We start from the raw sequence: 15,416 nt of genomic DNA on the forward strand, positions 1-15,416 counted from the left end.
GATATATAGAACAATTAGGAGGTAATATTATGCCAAGAGTAAAAGGTGGTACAGTTACTCGTCAACGTCGTAAAAAAGTAATTAAATTAGCAAAAGGTTACTACGGTTCAAAAAATACATTATTCAAGGTTGCTAACCAACAGGTTATGAAATCTCTAATGTATGCATTCCGTGACCGCCGTCAAAAGAAACGTGACTTCCGTAAATTATGGATTACACGTATCAACGCAGCAGCTCGTATGAATGGTCTTTCTTACAGCCGCTTAATGCACGGTCTTAAAAATGCTGGCATCGAAGTTAACCGCAAGATGCTTGCTGACTTAGCTGTTCATGACGAAAAAGCTTTCGCTGAATTAGCAACAGTTGCAAAAAACAACATTAACTAATTAATTAGTTGAAACCTTAGAAGAATTTTCTTCTAAGGTTTTTTTATTTGTATTCAAATAGAAGTTAGAAGTGAAAGAAATTCTAAAGATTAACGACTATGTCGTTATCAATATGACAAAATCAATATAAAAGTTATAGCAGTATAGAAGAATATACATATGAAGTCAGGAGAATACTCCTGGCTTTTTTCAATTCTGCTCGTTTGGAAAGAAGAGTATCTTTCCTAGCCGAAACGACACTGCTATAATGGAAAGATGATATGGAACTTTCATCAGATGAACAATTTAAGAGCGATGACTGAAACGTATTTGTAAATTAAGGACAAGCTATTTTATAAAGAGTTAGATAGCTGACTTATTCATAAGAACTGAAACATAATAATGAACTTTGAGATGAAACAACATTGTTGCGTAAAATGCGATGTTGGAGGAGGACAATAGAATGGACTTACTACAACTATTTAAATTACAAAAAGAATTAGATGACCGTATTGCAAAAGAACATGACTTACAACCGAAAAAATTGTTAAAAGAAAAAATGTTAGCTCTTCTTGTAGAAATTGGAGAACTTGCAAATGAAACACGTTGTTTTAAATATTGGAGCAACAAACCAGCATCGGAACGTGAAGTAATATTAGAAGAATACGTAGATGGTTTGCATTTTATTTTATCAATCGGAATTGATTTAGGTATTGATAAAAACTTCCTATTCTATAAATGTGCACAAACGAATAAAACACAAGTGGAAATTTTCTTAGACACATATGCGAAAGTAATTCGTTTTACAGATCAACCATCTATTACAAACTATATTGAATTATTTACGAGCTATCTTCGACTTGGACAAGCACTTGAATTTGAGCAAGAAGAGATTGAAAAAGCATATTTAGATAAAAATGAAGTAAATCATCAGCGTCAAACACAAGGATACTAATTTAATTTTTGAATATTTCAATTTAATTATTGTATAATGAATTGACTGAAGAAAAAGGAGGGTGTTGGCAATGACAAAATTAGACGCGACATTGACAATGCTAAAAGAATTAACGGACGCACGTGGTATTGCTGGTAACGAACGTGAACCACGTGAAGTAATGAAGAAATATATCGAGCCGTTTGCGGACGAACTTTCTACTGATAATTTAGGGAGTTTAGTTGCAAAAAAAGTAGGGGAAGAAAACGGCCCAAAAATTATGGTTGCAGGTCATTTGGATGAAGTTGGATTTATGATTACACAAATCGATGACAAAGGTTTCCTTCGCTTCCAAACGGTTGGTGGCTGGTGGTCACAAGTTATGCTTGCGCAACGCGTGACGATTGTAACGCGTAAAGGAGATGTAACAGGTGTAATTGGTTCAAAACCACCGCACATTTTACCTCCAGAAGCTCGTAAAAAGCCAGTTGAAATTAAAGACATGTTCATCGATATCGGTGCTTCTAGCCAAGAAGAAGCAATGGAGTGGGGCGTACGACCAGGAGATCAAGTTGTACCTTACTTTGAATTCCAAGTGATGAAGAATGAAAAAATGTTACTTGCAAAAGCATGGGATAACCGAATTGGTTGTGCAATTGCAATTGACGTATTAAAACAATTAAAAGGTGAAAAGCATCCAAACGTGGTATACGGCGTTGGAACTGTACAAGAAGAAGTTGGTCTTCGTGGGGCAAAAACATCTGCGAATTATATTAAACCAGATATCGCGTTCGCAGTAGATGTTGGTATCGCTGGAGATACACCGGGTGTAACGTCAAAAGAAGCGCAAAGTAAAATGGGCGATGGACCACAAATCATTTTATATGATGCTTCTGTTATTGGACATACAGGTTTACGTGATTTCGTAGTTGATGTTGCTGATGAATTACAAATCCCGTATCAATATGATTCAGTAGCGGGCGGAGGAACGGATGCGGGTGCGATTCACATTGCTGTAAATGGTATTCCTTCTATGGCAATTACAATTGCAACGCGCTATATCCATTCTCATGCGGCAATGTTACACCGTGATGATTATGAAAATGCAGTGAAGTTAATTGTAGAAGTTATTAAACGTCTTGATAAAGAGGCTGTACATAACATTACATTTAATTAATAGAAAAAGCGAAGGAGATTCTCCTTCGCTTTTTTTATGTTTTAAAAAGGCCGTTCTAATCCTGCTGCAGTATGAGCGCCTAAAATAATTAAACGAGTTAATTGCATCGCCATAAAATGCGGAGTATATATCATTCCTCTTTTTAACCATGACATAATCATTCCGATGTGAGCCCCTGTAACATAACTAATCAAAATATCACGAGGAACCATAAGATCTTCATCATCTGGTTGTGAAATAGACAAGCTTAATGTTAAATGCACTTGTATTGTTTTCATCATTTTATAAGAGTAGTTTCCGGCAGCTTTATCCCCAAGCATAACGTTATAAAAGTTTACATTTTCTGCGATATGTTCGAATAAAGCCAAAAATGTAGGGTGAGGTGAATCAAATGTAAGTTGAAAATCTTCTTTATTTCTATTTTTCGGTTTAATTACTTCTGCTAGCTTCTCTAACATTTCTTCAATACTTTTGTCTAATAGGTCATATTTATCATGGTAATGGCTATAAAATGTAGCGCGATTTACAGGAGCGCGTTCTGCGATATGTTGCACAGTTACATTTTCAAAGCCTTTTTCGCCTACTAAAGCGACAAAAGCATCCTGAATGAGTTGTCTCGTTCGCTTTACACGTGGATCATTTGTATTTTTAATAGACATTTTTCTTCTCCTCGTTTAATTTTCTATACTTAAACAACATATTGGTATTATATTGTTGTTTAAGCGACATTTCATACGTAAATTGTCGGTTGTAGATTCAAAATAATTATTTATAATTATAAACGATAGTCCTTCAGAAATCAGCACCGCTCGCAGGTAGATAAATTTCGATTTACGCTGCAGATGGTGTGATTTTTTTGTTAAAAGGTTAATATAATTAACAATTAAACAATCTAAACAATAAGGACATAAATAGTTTAGAAAAAAATTATATGCGATATAAGGAGAGGAATGCAATGAATCAGTTTCGAAGAATGGTAATTATCAACATTATCACATTAATTGTACTAGTTGGCGGCGGTATTGGCGGTTATTACTATTACAACCAAACGGAAAATTACTTAAAAACAGACAATGCAAAGATTGATGGGAAGGTAATTCCGGTTGCTTCACCAGTAGCAGGTAAACTAACTGACTGGAAAGCTGAAGTAGGAAAAAATTATAATGAGAACGATAAACTAGGTACTGTTACTGTAGCGGCAGCTAATGGAGAACAAACAGTAGATGTAACAATTCCACAAAATGCAACGGTTGTACAATCAAACGCAACAACAAATGCTTTCGTTGGAGCTGGTAGCCCGATTGCTTACGCATTCGATATGAACAATTTATGGGTAACAGCAAACATTGAAGAAACAGATGTTGATGATGTTCAAAAAGGTCAAGATGTAGATGTGTATGTAGATGCATACCCAGATACAACGTTAACAGGAAAAGTAGAACAAGTTGGCTTAACAACAGCGAATACATTCTCTATGTTGCCATCAAGCAACGCAACAGCGAACTATACGAAAGTAACACAAGTAGTACCAGTTAAAATTTCTTTAGATCATAGCAAATCAGTAAATATTGTTCCTGGCATGAATGTGACAGTTCGTATTCATAAGTAAGGGGGAGATGAGATGTCCTCAATTGTAATTGCAGGATATGCACTATTTTGTATAATCGTCTTCTTCCTTGTAAATCGTCTTTTACGAAAGAAAAAAACGAAAATGGGAGAAGAACAAGTCCCAGCCGTAAGTAAAATAGAAATAAGTAAAGTTGAAACAGAAGAGAAAGAAATTGAACGAAAGCAAGAAGCGGAAATTTCTAATGTAGTTGAGTTAGAAACAGGAAAGCAAGAAGAAGTAAAACAAGAAAAAGAAGTGCCGAAAAAACAAATGTCTACGCCTGTAGAGAATGTGAACGTAAAAGCAGTTGTAGCTGTATTAATTCTCGGCATGTTCGTTTCTATTTTAAACCAAACAATTATTAACGTTGCATTACCTCCGTTAATGAATGAATTTAACGTATCAACTTCAACAGCACAATGGTTAATTACAGGCTTCATGCTTGTAAATGGTATTTTAGTACCGATTAGTGCCTTTTTAGTTTCACGATTTACGTATCGTAAATTATTCGTAGCAGCAATGTTATTCTTTACGGTAGGATCTATCATTTGTGCTACTTCAGGAAACTTTACAATGATGATGACGGGCCGTGTAATTCAAGCGGTTGGTGCGGGTATTTTAATGCCGGTTGGTATGAATATCTTCATGACGTTATTCCCGCCTCATAAACGCGGAGCGGCGATGGGATTACTAGGTGTAGCGATGATTTTAGCTCCAGCTATCGGACCAACTGTAACAGGTTGGGTAATTGAAAACTATAGCTGGAACTTAATGTTCTATGCGATGTTTATTATCGGTTTAATTATTACGTTCCTATCTTTAAAATTCTTTACACTAGCTCAGCCAGTGTCTAAAACGAAATTAGATATATTCGGTGTGGTTAGTTCAAGTATTGGACTAGGAAGCTTATTGTACGGATTTAGTGAAGCTGGAAATAATAGTTGGACTAGTGCAGAAGTTGTTATTTCACTTATCATTGGTGTAATTGGTTTAGCGTTATTTATTTGGAGAGAGTTAACAACGGACAATAAAATGCTTGATTTACAAGTATTTAAATATCCAGTATTTACTTTCACTTTAGTAATTAACGCAATCGTTACGATGGCATTATTCGGAGGTATGTTATTGCTTCCAGTATATCTGCAAAACATTCGTGGCTTTACGCCAATTGAATCTGGTTTACTACTTCTTCCAGGATCATTAATTATGGGGATCATGGGACCAGTAGCGGGTAAATTATTCGATAAATATGGCATTCGTCCATTAGCGATAATTGGATTGGCAATTACGACGTATGCGACATATGAATTTACAAAATTATCGATGGATACACCGTATAGCGTTATTATGACGGATTATATTATACGTTCAATTGGTATGTCATTCATTATGATGCCAATTATGACGGCTGGTATGAACGCGCTGCCGATGAAATTAATTTCTCACGGTACAGCAACGCAAAATACGTCAAGACAAGTAGCGGGTTCAATCGGAACAGCGATTTTAATTACACTTATGACGCAACAAACGACTGCTCACGTAGCAGATTACGGCAACATGTTAACAACATCAAACCCAATTTTAGTTGATAAAATACACGGCATGGGGCAAAGTTTAGCGGCCTTAGCTGGATCAGCTCAAGCAGGAGACGCGATGAGCACACAACTATTATATGGACAAATTTCAAAGCTATCTGCAATTAACGGTATTAACGATGCCTTCTTAATCGCAACGATACTAGCAGGTATCGCTTGGGTGTTATCGTTCTTCTTACCATCAGGCAATAAACCAAATAGAAAAGCAGGGAATTAAATTCCCTGCTTTTTTGTGTTCTTTATGCAGTTAAATATAAAAGCTGGTAACCAGCTACGGAGCATAGCCCTGTTATAAACAAAATTGTTCCCATAGCACGAATACTTGATATTTGTCTGCCGCTTATAATAGCTAATAGTCCAGCTAAAGAGAAGAGACCCCAATATAAAGTTCCTGAAATTGGAATCATCCCCTCTAAATCTATTCCATAACCTATACAAATGATAGGAACAACGATAAGAGATATGCTAATGAAACCAGCTATAATAGTAAATGATTTACGACATTTCATACCAGAAATAATTAAAAAAATACCGACGATGAATTCGCATAACATTAAAGTAAAAGCTAAAATCATCCAAATTAATATTCCGAACACTTCTGTATTACCTCCGATTTGTGGGTTTCGAAAAAAGTTATATATAGAATCAATCACCTACAGACATGAGTACCCAGAAGATAACTCCTAATATACCAGCGATAAAAATAATGAATCCCATATTACGTATACTTTTAATTTTTGCTTGGAATCCACTTATCCCTGCTAATAATCCAGTTAAAGAAAATAGGGTCCAGTAAAGAGCAGTTGGAATGGGGAAGATTGTATCCATATTAATTCCTATACTTAAAAAAACAAAAGGTAGTGTGACAAAGGATAGGCTAAGTAGCCCCATTAAACCAACTAGTAATTTCCGATATTTAATTCCTGTTACTATTAAAAAAATACCACCAGCAATCCCGCATAGTAAGAGAAGTGGCGTGAAAAGCATCCAAATAACACTGAACATATGTAAACTCCTTTATATGAATTAAGTTATATTTTACTACATGAGGTTTATTTTGGATATTATTAATAAATATGTATAAATTGATAGAGATGAGAAGTGATCATACGAATTAATAAAAGAGGTATCGTGAGGATACCTCTTTCTAATTCAAGAATGCCAACAAATTATTCATAATATGAAATAACATAGCTGGAATAATGGATTTTGTTTTTTTACATAAAATAGCCATTAATAATCCCATGAAGAAAGTAATGACCATTACGCCAAGTGAGTATGTATGAGCGATACCGAAGAAGAAGCTTGTTATAATCGCTGCAATCCAAAATGGGAAGCGTTCTGAGAAAAAGCGAAGTATAAAGCCACGGAAAATAAGCTCTTCAAAAATTGGTGTGAGTATTGCAAAGCCGAGAAGTAATAATATTTGATACTGCTTAAAGACATCTAAGTTTAGTGCGGAAGATTGCTGCTTTGTTGCGTCTTGGAACACATAATTTAACAAGATGTAATTGAGTAAAATGTTTATAGCGAAGAAAAGAAGTAAGTATACGTATGTACGCCATTCTCTCAGTGCTCTAAAGTTAAATGATTGTAGTAGTAATTTTTTTGCGGGTTCGAATTTAAAAATGAAGAATAACAACACGGCTAGCTGTAATGCAATACTTGCAGTATTTACGATAGATTCATACAGGGCAATTTGTTTTTTATCTGTAAGACCGGCTGTATAAATTGTTAAGGGCATTGCGAGGAACACAGTAATAAGTCCGGTTCCGAAAAAAGCGAATACAACGGAGCTAATAAATTGTCCCCATGACATAGAGTATTTCTGTTCATTAGAAAGTTGTGTAGCGGGTTGCATATGTAGAATCACCTCTTTATATTTGTATATTTAATTATAAGGTATTTTGTTTTCAGGCGTAATATTTAAATATTACATATAAAGGTGTATTTTCCATAAAATAATAAAAGAGGTATCACCCTGTAGTGATGCCTCTTTCTCATTGATAACTATGTTCTGTCTTGTTATTCAATTTTGCTTGCTCTATTTGCAATTCACGCTCTACCAATCGATCTAATTGCTGAATTGCTTTAAGTGCTTTTTCATAAGAAATTGTTCGATAATGATGCGCTCCGCCCGGTTCTTCATCTGCTTCATCTGCCCATTTAATAATATTTTGAAGCGATGTTCTTTCAATTTCTTGTTCCACTAAGAAAGAATCTGTATGAAGAAGAATTGCAATAGAAATTTCTTTTGCTAGTTTTGGATGTTCTCCTAATCTAATAAGTAATTTATGTGCTCTTTCAGCACCTTTAATTGCATGGATATCATTCTTTTTATATAAGTCATAATCCCATTCGCCGCCTGTGTACCACGTATGATGTCCGATATCATGAAGGAAGCCAGCTTTTGTGGCAGCATCGACTGAGGCGTGATGCTTTTTGGCTAGGTGAAACGCATGGTAAGCGACAGCGATCGCGTGGACCATTCCAGAACGGTTTACGTATTTTTGTGTAATGTGGTGTTTAAAAATTTGTTCAAGCGTAATACGGTGCATAAAACATTCACTCCTTTTATCTTATGGTGTATATGAAGAAAAATCGATCGGTTTAAATGTATTTTGAACATTGTACTCCATCATAGTTCGTTAGTAAAGTAGAAATGTTTAGGAGAAGAAAAAATTTTTCTGCAAAAAAATCACCTTAGCTTATGCAAAGGTGATTTTCAAATTACTTATTTTTTTAATCCTTGCTCTAGTGTTTCTAACATTTCGTGCTTTTCATTTTCATCAGCGTTTTTCCAAATGACTTCAAATAAAACGCCAAGACCTGGAAGCATTTTTTCTTCACCGCTTTGAATTGCATCGACGATTGTTTCTTGTAATTGATCTTGTGAATTTCCAGATACATTCGCTAATACGGCACCGCGTAAATTAAAACTCATTGCTTTCACCTCTTCTTCAGAATTGAAACTGACGTTAGTTTTTGTTCTTTTTTATGTAAATATGTATGAAAAATAGGCTATAATGATAAGACAAGAAGAGAGGGAAATACATATTATGAAAAACATTGATTCAGTACAAAATCCGCGTGTAAAGCAGTGGAAAAAGCTGCAAACGAAAAAAGAACGCGATAAAAAAGGTTTATTTTTTGTAGAAGGATTCCACTTAGTCGAGGAAGCTTTGAAGGCAGGAATTGTAACAGAACTTATCGTTTCAGATCAGACAGACCTTCCGAAAGATTGGACAGTTAATGATGTGGAAATGTATATCGTACCTGAGGCGATTGTCAAAATACTTCGTGAAACAGAAACGACACAAGGTGTATTTGCTGTTTGTGAGAAGCATGAGAAAGAAGTAGCTCTTACTGATGGGAAATTCCTTTTATTAGATGGCCTGCAAGACCCAGGTAATTTAGGAACAATTATTCGTACAGCTGATGCAGCTGGTATTCACGCCGTTGTGCTTGGAGAAGGTTGTGTTGATGTTTACAATAGTAAAGTACTCCGCTCTACACAAGGCTCTATTTTCCACTTACCAATTGTAAAAGGGAACTTAGAAGAATGGGTAGATAAGTTAAAAGAAAACAACGTTCCTGTATATGGAACAGCTCTTGAAAATGGAGTTCCGTATGGTGAAGTAACGCCGGCTGGCAGTTTTGCATTAATTGTAGGAAATGAAGGAAATGGCGTACGCCAAGAAATTCTTGCAAAAACGGATCAAAACTTGTATATTCCGATTTACGGCGGGGCAGAATCATTAAATGTTGCGGTTGCAGCAGGGATTTTAACGTATTATTTGCAAAGCCCGGTTGCGAACAAATAAAAAACTTCTTATAATAAGTTGAAGTACATTATATTAAAAGTTAAATAACGAAAAACGTTGATAGAGAAGAGTAACTTACAAAATCGCTATATAGGGAGAGAGTGCCGTAGACTGAAAGCATTCTTATGGTAGACGGAAGTGAATTCACCTCTGGAGTTGACGCCAGGACCATGTATATGTAAAGGCGTTCCGGTCAGAATTGATCGTTATAACTAATGAGTGGGCAGACTTGTTCTGTCAATTTAGGGTGGTACCGCGAATTTACCTCGTCCCTTTTTGGGAGCGAGGTTTTTTTATTTTTAAAATTAGGAGGGTTCCAAAATGGAAGCACGTTTAAAAGAGCTAAAGCAAAAAGCGTTAGAGCTTATTGAAGAAGCGAAAGAGCTAAAGGGCTTAAACGACGTACGCGTAGCGTATTTAGGAAAAAAAGGCCCAATTACAGAAGTATTACGCGGCATGGGAAAATTGTCAGCAGAAGAGCGTCCACGTATGGGAGCATTAGTAAATGAAGTGCGTGAAGCGATTCAAACGCGTTTAGATGACAAAATTAGTAACTTAGAAAAAGCAGTAATCGAAGCGAAATTAGCTACTGAAACAATCGATGTTACACTGCCAGGTCGTCCTGTTGAAACAGGTTGTCACCATCCGTTAACAGCTGTTGTTGAGCAAATTGAAGATGTATTCATCGGTATGGGTTATGAAGTAGCTGAAGGAACAGAAGTAGAAAAAGACTACTACAACTTCGAAGCACTAAACTTACCGAAAGATCACCCAGCGCGTGATATGCAAGATACATTCTACATTACAGAAGAAACGTTACTACGTACACATACATCTTCTGTGCAAGCACGTACGATGGAAAATAATAAAGAAAAAGGCCCAATCAAAATTATTTGTCCTGGTAAAGTGTATCGCCGTGATGACGACGATGCGACGCATTCACATCAGTTCATGCAAATTGAAGGTCTTGTAATTGATAAAAACATTCGTATGAGTGACTTAAAAGGTACACTGCAAGTATTCGTGAAAAAGATGTTCGGTGAAGATCGTGAAATCCGTCTTCGTCCAAGTTTCTTCCCATTCACAGAGCCATCTGTAGAGATGGATATTTCTTGTATGATGTGTCACGGCAAAGGTTGCGGCACTTGTAAAGGAACTGGCTGGATTGAAATTCTAGGCGCAGGTATGGTTCACCCGAACGTACTTGAAATGGCTGGTTATGATTCAAAAGAATATCAAGGTTTCGCATTCGGTATGGGCGCAGAGCGTATCGCAATGTTGAAATACGGAGTAGATGACATTCGTCATTTCTATACAAATGATGTACGTTTCTTACAACAATTCAAACGAGCGTAAGGGAAGGAGAGGATAAATATGTTCGTATCATATCGTTGGTTACAAGAGTATGTAGATATTAAAGATGTAACAGCACAAGAACTAGCAGACAAAATCACGAAAAGTGGTATTGAAGTAGAAGGCGTTGAAGTATTAAATAAAGGTGTAAAAGGTGTTGTAGTTGGTCACGTATTAGAATGTGAAAAACACCCAGAAGCTGATAAATTAAGCAAATGCTTAATCGATATCGGTGAAGAAGAGCCAGTTCAAATTATTTGTGGAGCTGCTAACATTGCAAAAGGTTTAAAAGTACCAGTTGCAAAAGTTGGAGCTGTACTTCCTGGTAACTTCAAAATCAAAAAAGCAAAACTACGCGGTGAAGCTTCTCACGGTATGGTTTGTGCTCTTCAAGAGCTTGGTATTGATGGAAAGTTAGTTTCAAAAGAATACGCAGATGGTATCTTCATCTTCCCAAGTGACGCTGAAGTTGGTGCAGATGCACTTGAAATTTTAAACTTACACGATGAAGTACTTGAGCTTGGCTTAACACCAAACCGTGCAGATTGCTTAAACATGTTAGGTGTTGCTTACGAAGTAGCTGCTATTTATGGCCGTGAAGTAAAACTTCCAGCTATCGACTTACAAGAAACAGCAGAAAAAACTTCTGATTATATTTCTGTAAGCGTAGAAGCGAAAGAAGAAAACCCATTATACATTGCAAAAATGGTTAAAAACGTAAAGATTGGTCCGTCACCAATGTGGATGCAAACTCGTCTTATGGCAGCTGGCATTCGTCCAATTAGCAACGTAGTTGATATTACAAACTACATTTTAATGGAATACGGTCAACCGTTACATGCATTCGATTACGATAAATTAGGTTCAAAAGAAATCGTTGTTCGTCTTGCAAAAGAAGGCGAAAAAATTGAAACGTTAGATGATCAAGAGCGTACATTACAAAGCCACCATCTTGTAATTACAAACGGCACGAAAGCTTTAGCTGTTGCTGGTGTAATGGGCGGGGCGGATTCTGAAGTTACAAATGAGACAGTAAACGTTCTAATTGAGTCTGCATACTTTGCAGGTCAAACAGTACGTCGTACATCAAAAGACTTAGGTCTTCGTAGTGAATCAAGTGCACGTTTCGAAAAAGGAATCGATCCAACACGTACATTTGAAGCAATTCAACACGCAGCTGCTTTAATGGCGAAATATGCTGGCGGTGAAGCACTTGAAGGTGTAGTAGAAGCTGACAACTTACAAGTACAAGAGCGTACAGTATCTGTTACTGCTGAAAAAGTAAACCGTGTATTAGGTACAAATATTTCTGCGAGTGAAATGGGTACAATGTTCACAAACTTGAAATTCCCATTTACAGAAGTAGAAGGAACATTCCATGTAAATGTACCAGCACGTCGTCCTGATATTACAATTTCAGAAGACTTAGTAGAAGAAGTGGGCCGTCTATACGGTTATGACCACATTCCAGTTACATTACCTTCTGGAACGATGACTCGTGGTAAATTAACATCAGCACAAACGAAACGTCGTAAAGTACGCCGCTTCTTAGAGGGTGCTGGTTTATATGAAGCAATTACGTATTCATTAACAAGCGCTGACAAAGCGAAACAATATATGGTTGAGCCAAACGAAAAGGCGCCTGTAGGTCTTGCACTTCCAATGAGTGAAGAACGTAGCCAACTTCGTTTAAGCTTAGTACCGCAATTACTAGAAGCAGTTTCATACAATGTCGCTCGTAAAAACGACAGCGTTGCTTTATACGAAGTAGGTTCTATCTTCTTACCGACAGAAGCAGGAGAACTTCCGAAAGAAGAACAACATCTTGCAGGTGTTATGACAGGCCTTGCTCTTCACCATGCATGGCAAGGTGAGAAGAAAGTAGTAGACTTCTTCGTTGTGAAAGGTGTACTAGAAGGACTATTCGACGTGCTTGGCGTTTCAAATCAAATCACATATGCACCAGCAAAACGTGAAGGTATGCACCCAGGCCGTACAGCTGACATCGTATTAGATGGCGAAGTAATTGGTTTCATCGGTCAATTGCACCCAGAAGCAGAAAAACAATTAGATGTGAAAAATACATTCGTATTTGAATTATCTCTTGTAAAAGTATTCGGTGCAGACGCTGAGGAAACTTACTACTCAGCAATTCCACGTTTCCCATCTATGACACGTGACATGGCTGTTGTAGTAACAAAAGAAACAAAAGCTGGTGAAATGAAGCAAGTCATTGCTGAAGCTGGCGGAGAACTTCTGAAAGACGTAACACTATTCGACTTATACGAAGGTGAAAAAATGGAAGAAGGCAAGAAATCACTTGCATTCTCTATGACTTACTTCGATGCAGAACGTACATTAACAGACGAAGAAGTAACAGAAGCACATAACCGTGTACTAACAACGGTAGAAGCGAAATTCGGTGCGGAGTTACGTAAGTAATTAGAAAATTGCCGGATTCATTCCGGCAATTTTTTTATTGGATTGGTTGTCGGACACTGTCGGTAAGTCGATATATTACAAAAATCGCTCATATATTTTCCGACACCTTGCATCTTTCTCTCGAATGTAGTACATTAATTTTAGTTTAACAAAATGAAAGACGATGATAAGGAAAAGTAGTATATACTATAATCCAAAGCGAGTCAGGGACGGTGAGAGCCTGATGAGGCGGTATATGTGAAGAACACCTTGGAGTTGCTAACCGAAATTGAATTTTGTATTCAAGAGTAGACTTAGACGGGAATCCGGCCTGTTACAAACCGGGAAGTATGTATTACATACGAGTTAAAGTTGGTCTTTATGACAAATTGGGTGGTACCGCGAAGTTTAACCTTTCGTCCCTTTATGGATGAAAGGTTTTTTTGTATTTAAATATATGAGCAAAGGAGAATTTCACTATGGAAAACACATTAGTAAAAAGTCTGTATAGAGATACAGAAAAGTATGCAAATCAAACAGTACAAGTATCAGGGTGGATTCGTAACTTACGTGATTCAAAAGCATTTGGTTTCATCGAATTAAACGACGGTAGCTTCTTTAAAAGCGTTCAAATCGTTTTCGATACAGAATTAGAGAACTTCAAAGAAATTGCAAAACTTCCACTTAGCTCTTCAGTTAAAGTAGAAGGTAAAGTAATTGCAACGCCGGGAGCGAAGCAACCATTTGAAATTAAAGCAGAAAAAATTGATATCGAGGGCTTATCAGATTCTGATTACCCACTTCAAAAGAAGCGTCATACGTTTGAATACTTACGTACAATCGCTCACTTACGTCCAAGAACAAATGCATTCTCTGCAACGTTCCGCGTACGTTCTATCGCAGCATTTGCGATTCACCAATTCTTCCAAGAGCGTGGATTCGTACATGTCCACACACCAATCATCACTGGTAGTGATACAGAAGGTGCTGGCGAAATGTTCCGCGTAACAACGCAAGATTTAAATAACCTACCAAAAGGTGAAGACGGAAAAGTTGATGAGTCAAAAGACTTCTTCGGTAAAGAAACAAACTTAACAGTAAGTGGACAGCTGAACGCTGAAGCTTATGCATTAGCATTCCGTGATGTATACACATTCGGACCTACATTCCGTGCAGAAAACTCAAACACAACTCGTCACGCTGCTGAGTTCTGGATGGTTGAGCCTGAGATTGCATTCGCTGAACTAGGTGACGTAATGAACCTTACAGAAGATATGCTGAAATATGCAATGAAATACGTATTAGAGCATGCACCAGAAGAAATGGAATTCTTCAACAGCTTCGTTGATAAAACAGTTCTAGAGCGCATGAACAACGTAATCAACTCTGACTTCGGTCGCATCACATATACAGAAGCAATTAAAGTGCTTCAAGAATCAGGTGCTGACTTCAAATACCCAGTAGAATGGGGAATTGACTTACAAACAGAGCACGAAAGATACTTATCAGAAGAAATCTTCAAACGCCCTGTATTCGTAACTGACTATCCGAAAGACATTAAAGCATTCTACATGCGTTTAAATGAAGACGGTAAAACAGTAGCTGCTACTGACCTTCTAGTTCCTGGCATCGGCGAATTAATCGGCGGAAGCCAACGTGAAGAAAGAATGGACGTTTTAGTAGACAGAATTAAAGAATTAGGTATGAACGAAGAGGACTACTGGTGGTACTTAGAACTTAGAAAATACGGCGGTACAAAACACGCTGGATTCGGTCTAGGTTTCGAGCGCTTCCTAATGTACATCACTGGTATGGCTAACATCCGTGACGTAATTCCATTCCCAAGAACTCCAGGTTCTTCTGAATTCTAAAATATGAAAAAAAGCGAGAGGATTTCCTCTCGCTTTTTATTTTACATATTGTATAGTTTATTCCCTCGTAGCAAAAAGTAACGCGAAGGGGTGAATATAAATGAGTAAAAAAGTGAAAAAAGATCATTCAAGATCGGGCCTAGGTTCTCCAGAAGTTGAAGGACAAGGAACGACGACACATGAAACAGGTTCTCATAAAGTATCTTCATCAAATAAGAAGCAGAAACGAAGCTAACATAACAAAGGAGAGTCTTAAGGGCTCTCCTT

16 protein-coding genes and 2 other annotated features are annotated in these 15,416 nt (G+C 37.0%); of the genes, 10 read left to right on the plus strand and 6 right to left on the minus strand.

Features of this window, described 5'->3' with window-relative positions:
• Window positions 1-29 precede the first annotated feature (29 nt).
• The 3 genes from rplT (at window position 30) to HMPREF1014_RS01605 (ending at window position 2,476) form a co-directional block, all read left to right on the plus strand.
• Window positions 30-386 carry a 50S ribosomal protein L20 gene (rplT, locus tag HMPREF1014_RS01595; RefSeq protein WP_001138362.1) on the plus strand — a complete coding sequence of 119 codons (357 nt, stop codon included), beginning with the start codon at window positions 30-32 and terminating at the stop codon, window positions 384-386.
• A gap of 442 nt (window positions 387-828) precedes the next feature.
• Window positions 829-1,320, plus strand: coding sequence for a dUTP diphosphatase (locus HMPREF1014_RS01600; RefSeq protein WP_000365050.1), 492 nt, complete (start codon window positions 829-831; stop codon window positions 1,318-1,320).
• Window positions 1,321-1,390: 70 nt separating this feature from the next.
• Window positions 1,391-2,476, plus strand: a complete 1,086-nt coding sequence (locus tag HMPREF1014_RS01605) for a M42 family metallopeptidase (RefSeq protein WP_000163557.1) — start codon at window positions 1,391-1,393, stop codon at window positions 2,474-2,476.
• Window positions 2,477-2,517: 41 nt separating this feature from the next.
• Here the strand turns inward: HMPREF1014_RS01605 and HMPREF1014_RS01610 are convergent, their stop codons facing one another.
• Window positions 2,518-3,135: a TetR/AcrR family transcriptional regulator gene (locus tag HMPREF1014_RS01610; protein WP_000023661.1), complete on the minus strand. Its 618-nt coding sequence runs from the start codon at window positions 3,133-3,135 to the stop codon at window positions 2,518-2,520.
• A 296-nt stretch (window positions 3,136-3,431) separates the two neighbouring features.
• Here HMPREF1014_RS01610 and HMPREF1014_RS01615 point away from each other — a divergent pair, with 296 nt between their 5' ends.
• On the plus strand, window positions 3,432-4,085 hold the full coding sequence (locus tag HMPREF1014_RS01615) for an HlyD family secretion protein (protein WP_001071419.1): 654 nt from the start codon (window positions 3,432-3,434) through the stop codon (window positions 4,083-4,085).
• Between the two features lie 12 nt (window positions 4,086-4,097).
• The gene (locus tag HMPREF1014_RS01620) at window positions 4,098-5,897 is read left to right on the plus strand and encodes a DHA2 family efflux MFS transporter permease subunit (RefSeq protein ID WP_000095269.1); all 1,800 of its coding nucleotides are present in this window, start codon (window positions 4,098-4,100) and stop codon (window positions 5,895-5,897) included.
• A gap of 22 nt (window positions 5,898-5,919) precedes the next feature.
• On the opposite strand, the gene HMPREF1014_RS01625 is transcribed toward HMPREF1014_RS01620, so the two are convergent.
• The 5 genes from HMPREF1014_RS01625 to sspI all read right to left on the minus strand — a co-directional run bounded on the left by HMPREF1014_RS01625 (window position 5,920) and on the right by sspI (window position 8,624).
• A complete protein-coding gene (locus tag HMPREF1014_RS01625; protein WP_009326389.1) occupies window positions 5,920-6,276 on the minus strand; it encodes a hypothetical protein in 357 nt (118 codons plus the stop codon).
• A 49-nt stretch (window positions 6,277-6,325) separates the two neighbouring features.
• Entirely contained in the window at window positions 6,326-6,685 is a 360-nt protein-coding gene (locus HMPREF1014_RS01630) for a hypothetical protein (RefSeq protein WP_000493174.1), read from the minus strand.
• A 142-nt stretch (window positions 6,686-6,827) separates the two neighbouring features.
• Window positions 6,828-7,541, minus strand: a complete 714-nt coding sequence (locus HMPREF1014_RS01635) for a CPBP family intramembrane glutamic endopeptidase (protein WP_001182120.1) — start codon at window positions 7,539-7,541, stop codon at window positions 6,828-6,830.
• 139 nt (window positions 7,542-7,680) lie between these two features.
• Window positions 7,681-8,238 (minus strand): HD domain-containing protein, encoded by a 558-nt coding sequence (locus HMPREF1014_RS01640; RefSeq protein ID WP_000554786.1) that lies wholly within the window; start codon window positions 8,236-8,238, stop codon window positions 7,681-7,683.
• 176 nt (window positions 8,239-8,414) lie between these two features.
• Window positions 8,415-8,624 carry a small acid-soluble spore protein SspI gene (sspI, locus tag HMPREF1014_RS01645; RefSeq protein WP_000009509.1) on the minus strand — a complete coding sequence of 70 codons (210 nt, stop codon included), beginning with the start codon at window positions 8,622-8,624 and terminating at the stop codon, window positions 8,415-8,417.
• Between the two features lie 82 nt (window positions 8,625-8,706).
• Here sspI and HMPREF1014_RS01650 point away from each other — a divergent pair, with 82 nt between their 5' ends.
• From HMPREF1014_RS01650 to HMPREF1014_RS01670, 5 genes are all read left to right on the plus strand, one after another.
• Complete coding sequence (locus HMPREF1014_RS01650) at window positions 8,707-9,504, plus strand: TrmH family RNA methyltransferase (RefSeq protein ID WP_001986644.1); 798 nt, start codon at window positions 8,707-8,709, stop codon at window positions 9,502-9,504.
• Between the two features lie 48 nt (window positions 9,505-9,552).
• Window positions 9,553-9,781: a binding site (T-box leader), on the plus strand.
• 44 nt (window positions 9,782-9,825) lie between these two features.
• Window positions 9,826-10,860 carry a phenylalanine--tRNA ligase subunit alpha gene (gene pheS / locus HMPREF1014_RS01655; RefSeq protein ID WP_000388219.1) on the plus strand — a complete coding sequence of 345 codons (1,035 nt, stop codon included), beginning with the start codon at window positions 9,826-9,828 and terminating at the stop codon, window positions 10,858-10,860.
• Window positions 10,861-10,878: 18 nt separating this feature from the next.
• Window positions 10,879-13,299 carry a phenylalanine--tRNA ligase subunit beta gene (gene pheT, locus HMPREF1014_RS01660; protein ID WP_000498185.1) on the plus strand — a complete coding sequence of 807 codons (2,421 nt, stop codon included), beginning with the start codon at window positions 10,879-10,881 and terminating at the stop codon, window positions 13,297-13,299.
• Window positions 13,300-13,453: 154 nt separating this feature from the next.
• Window positions 13,454-13,705 (plus strand) — a binding site (T-box leader).
• Between the two features lie 52 nt (window positions 13,706-13,757).
• On the plus strand, window positions 13,758-15,149 hold the full coding sequence (gene asnS / locus HMPREF1014_RS01665) for an asparagine--tRNA ligase (RefSeq protein ID WP_000432190.1): 1,392 nt from the start codon (window positions 13,758-13,760) through the stop codon (window positions 15,147-15,149).
• A 100-nt stretch (window positions 15,150-15,249) separates the two neighbouring features.
• Window positions 15,250-15,384, plus strand: coding sequence for a YuzL family protein (locus HMPREF1014_RS01670; protein ID WP_000039590.1), 135 nt, complete (start codon window positions 15,250-15,252; stop codon window positions 15,382-15,384).
• The last annotated feature ends 32 nt before the right edge of the window (window positions 15,385-15,416 follow it).

Origin of the sequence: Bacillus sp. 7_6_55CFAA_CT2 (assembly GCF_000238655.1) — a bacterium.
In the GTDB taxonomy this organism is placed as follows: Bacteria; Bacillota; Bacilli; order Bacillales; family Bacillaceae_G; genus Bacillus_A; species Bacillus_A cereus.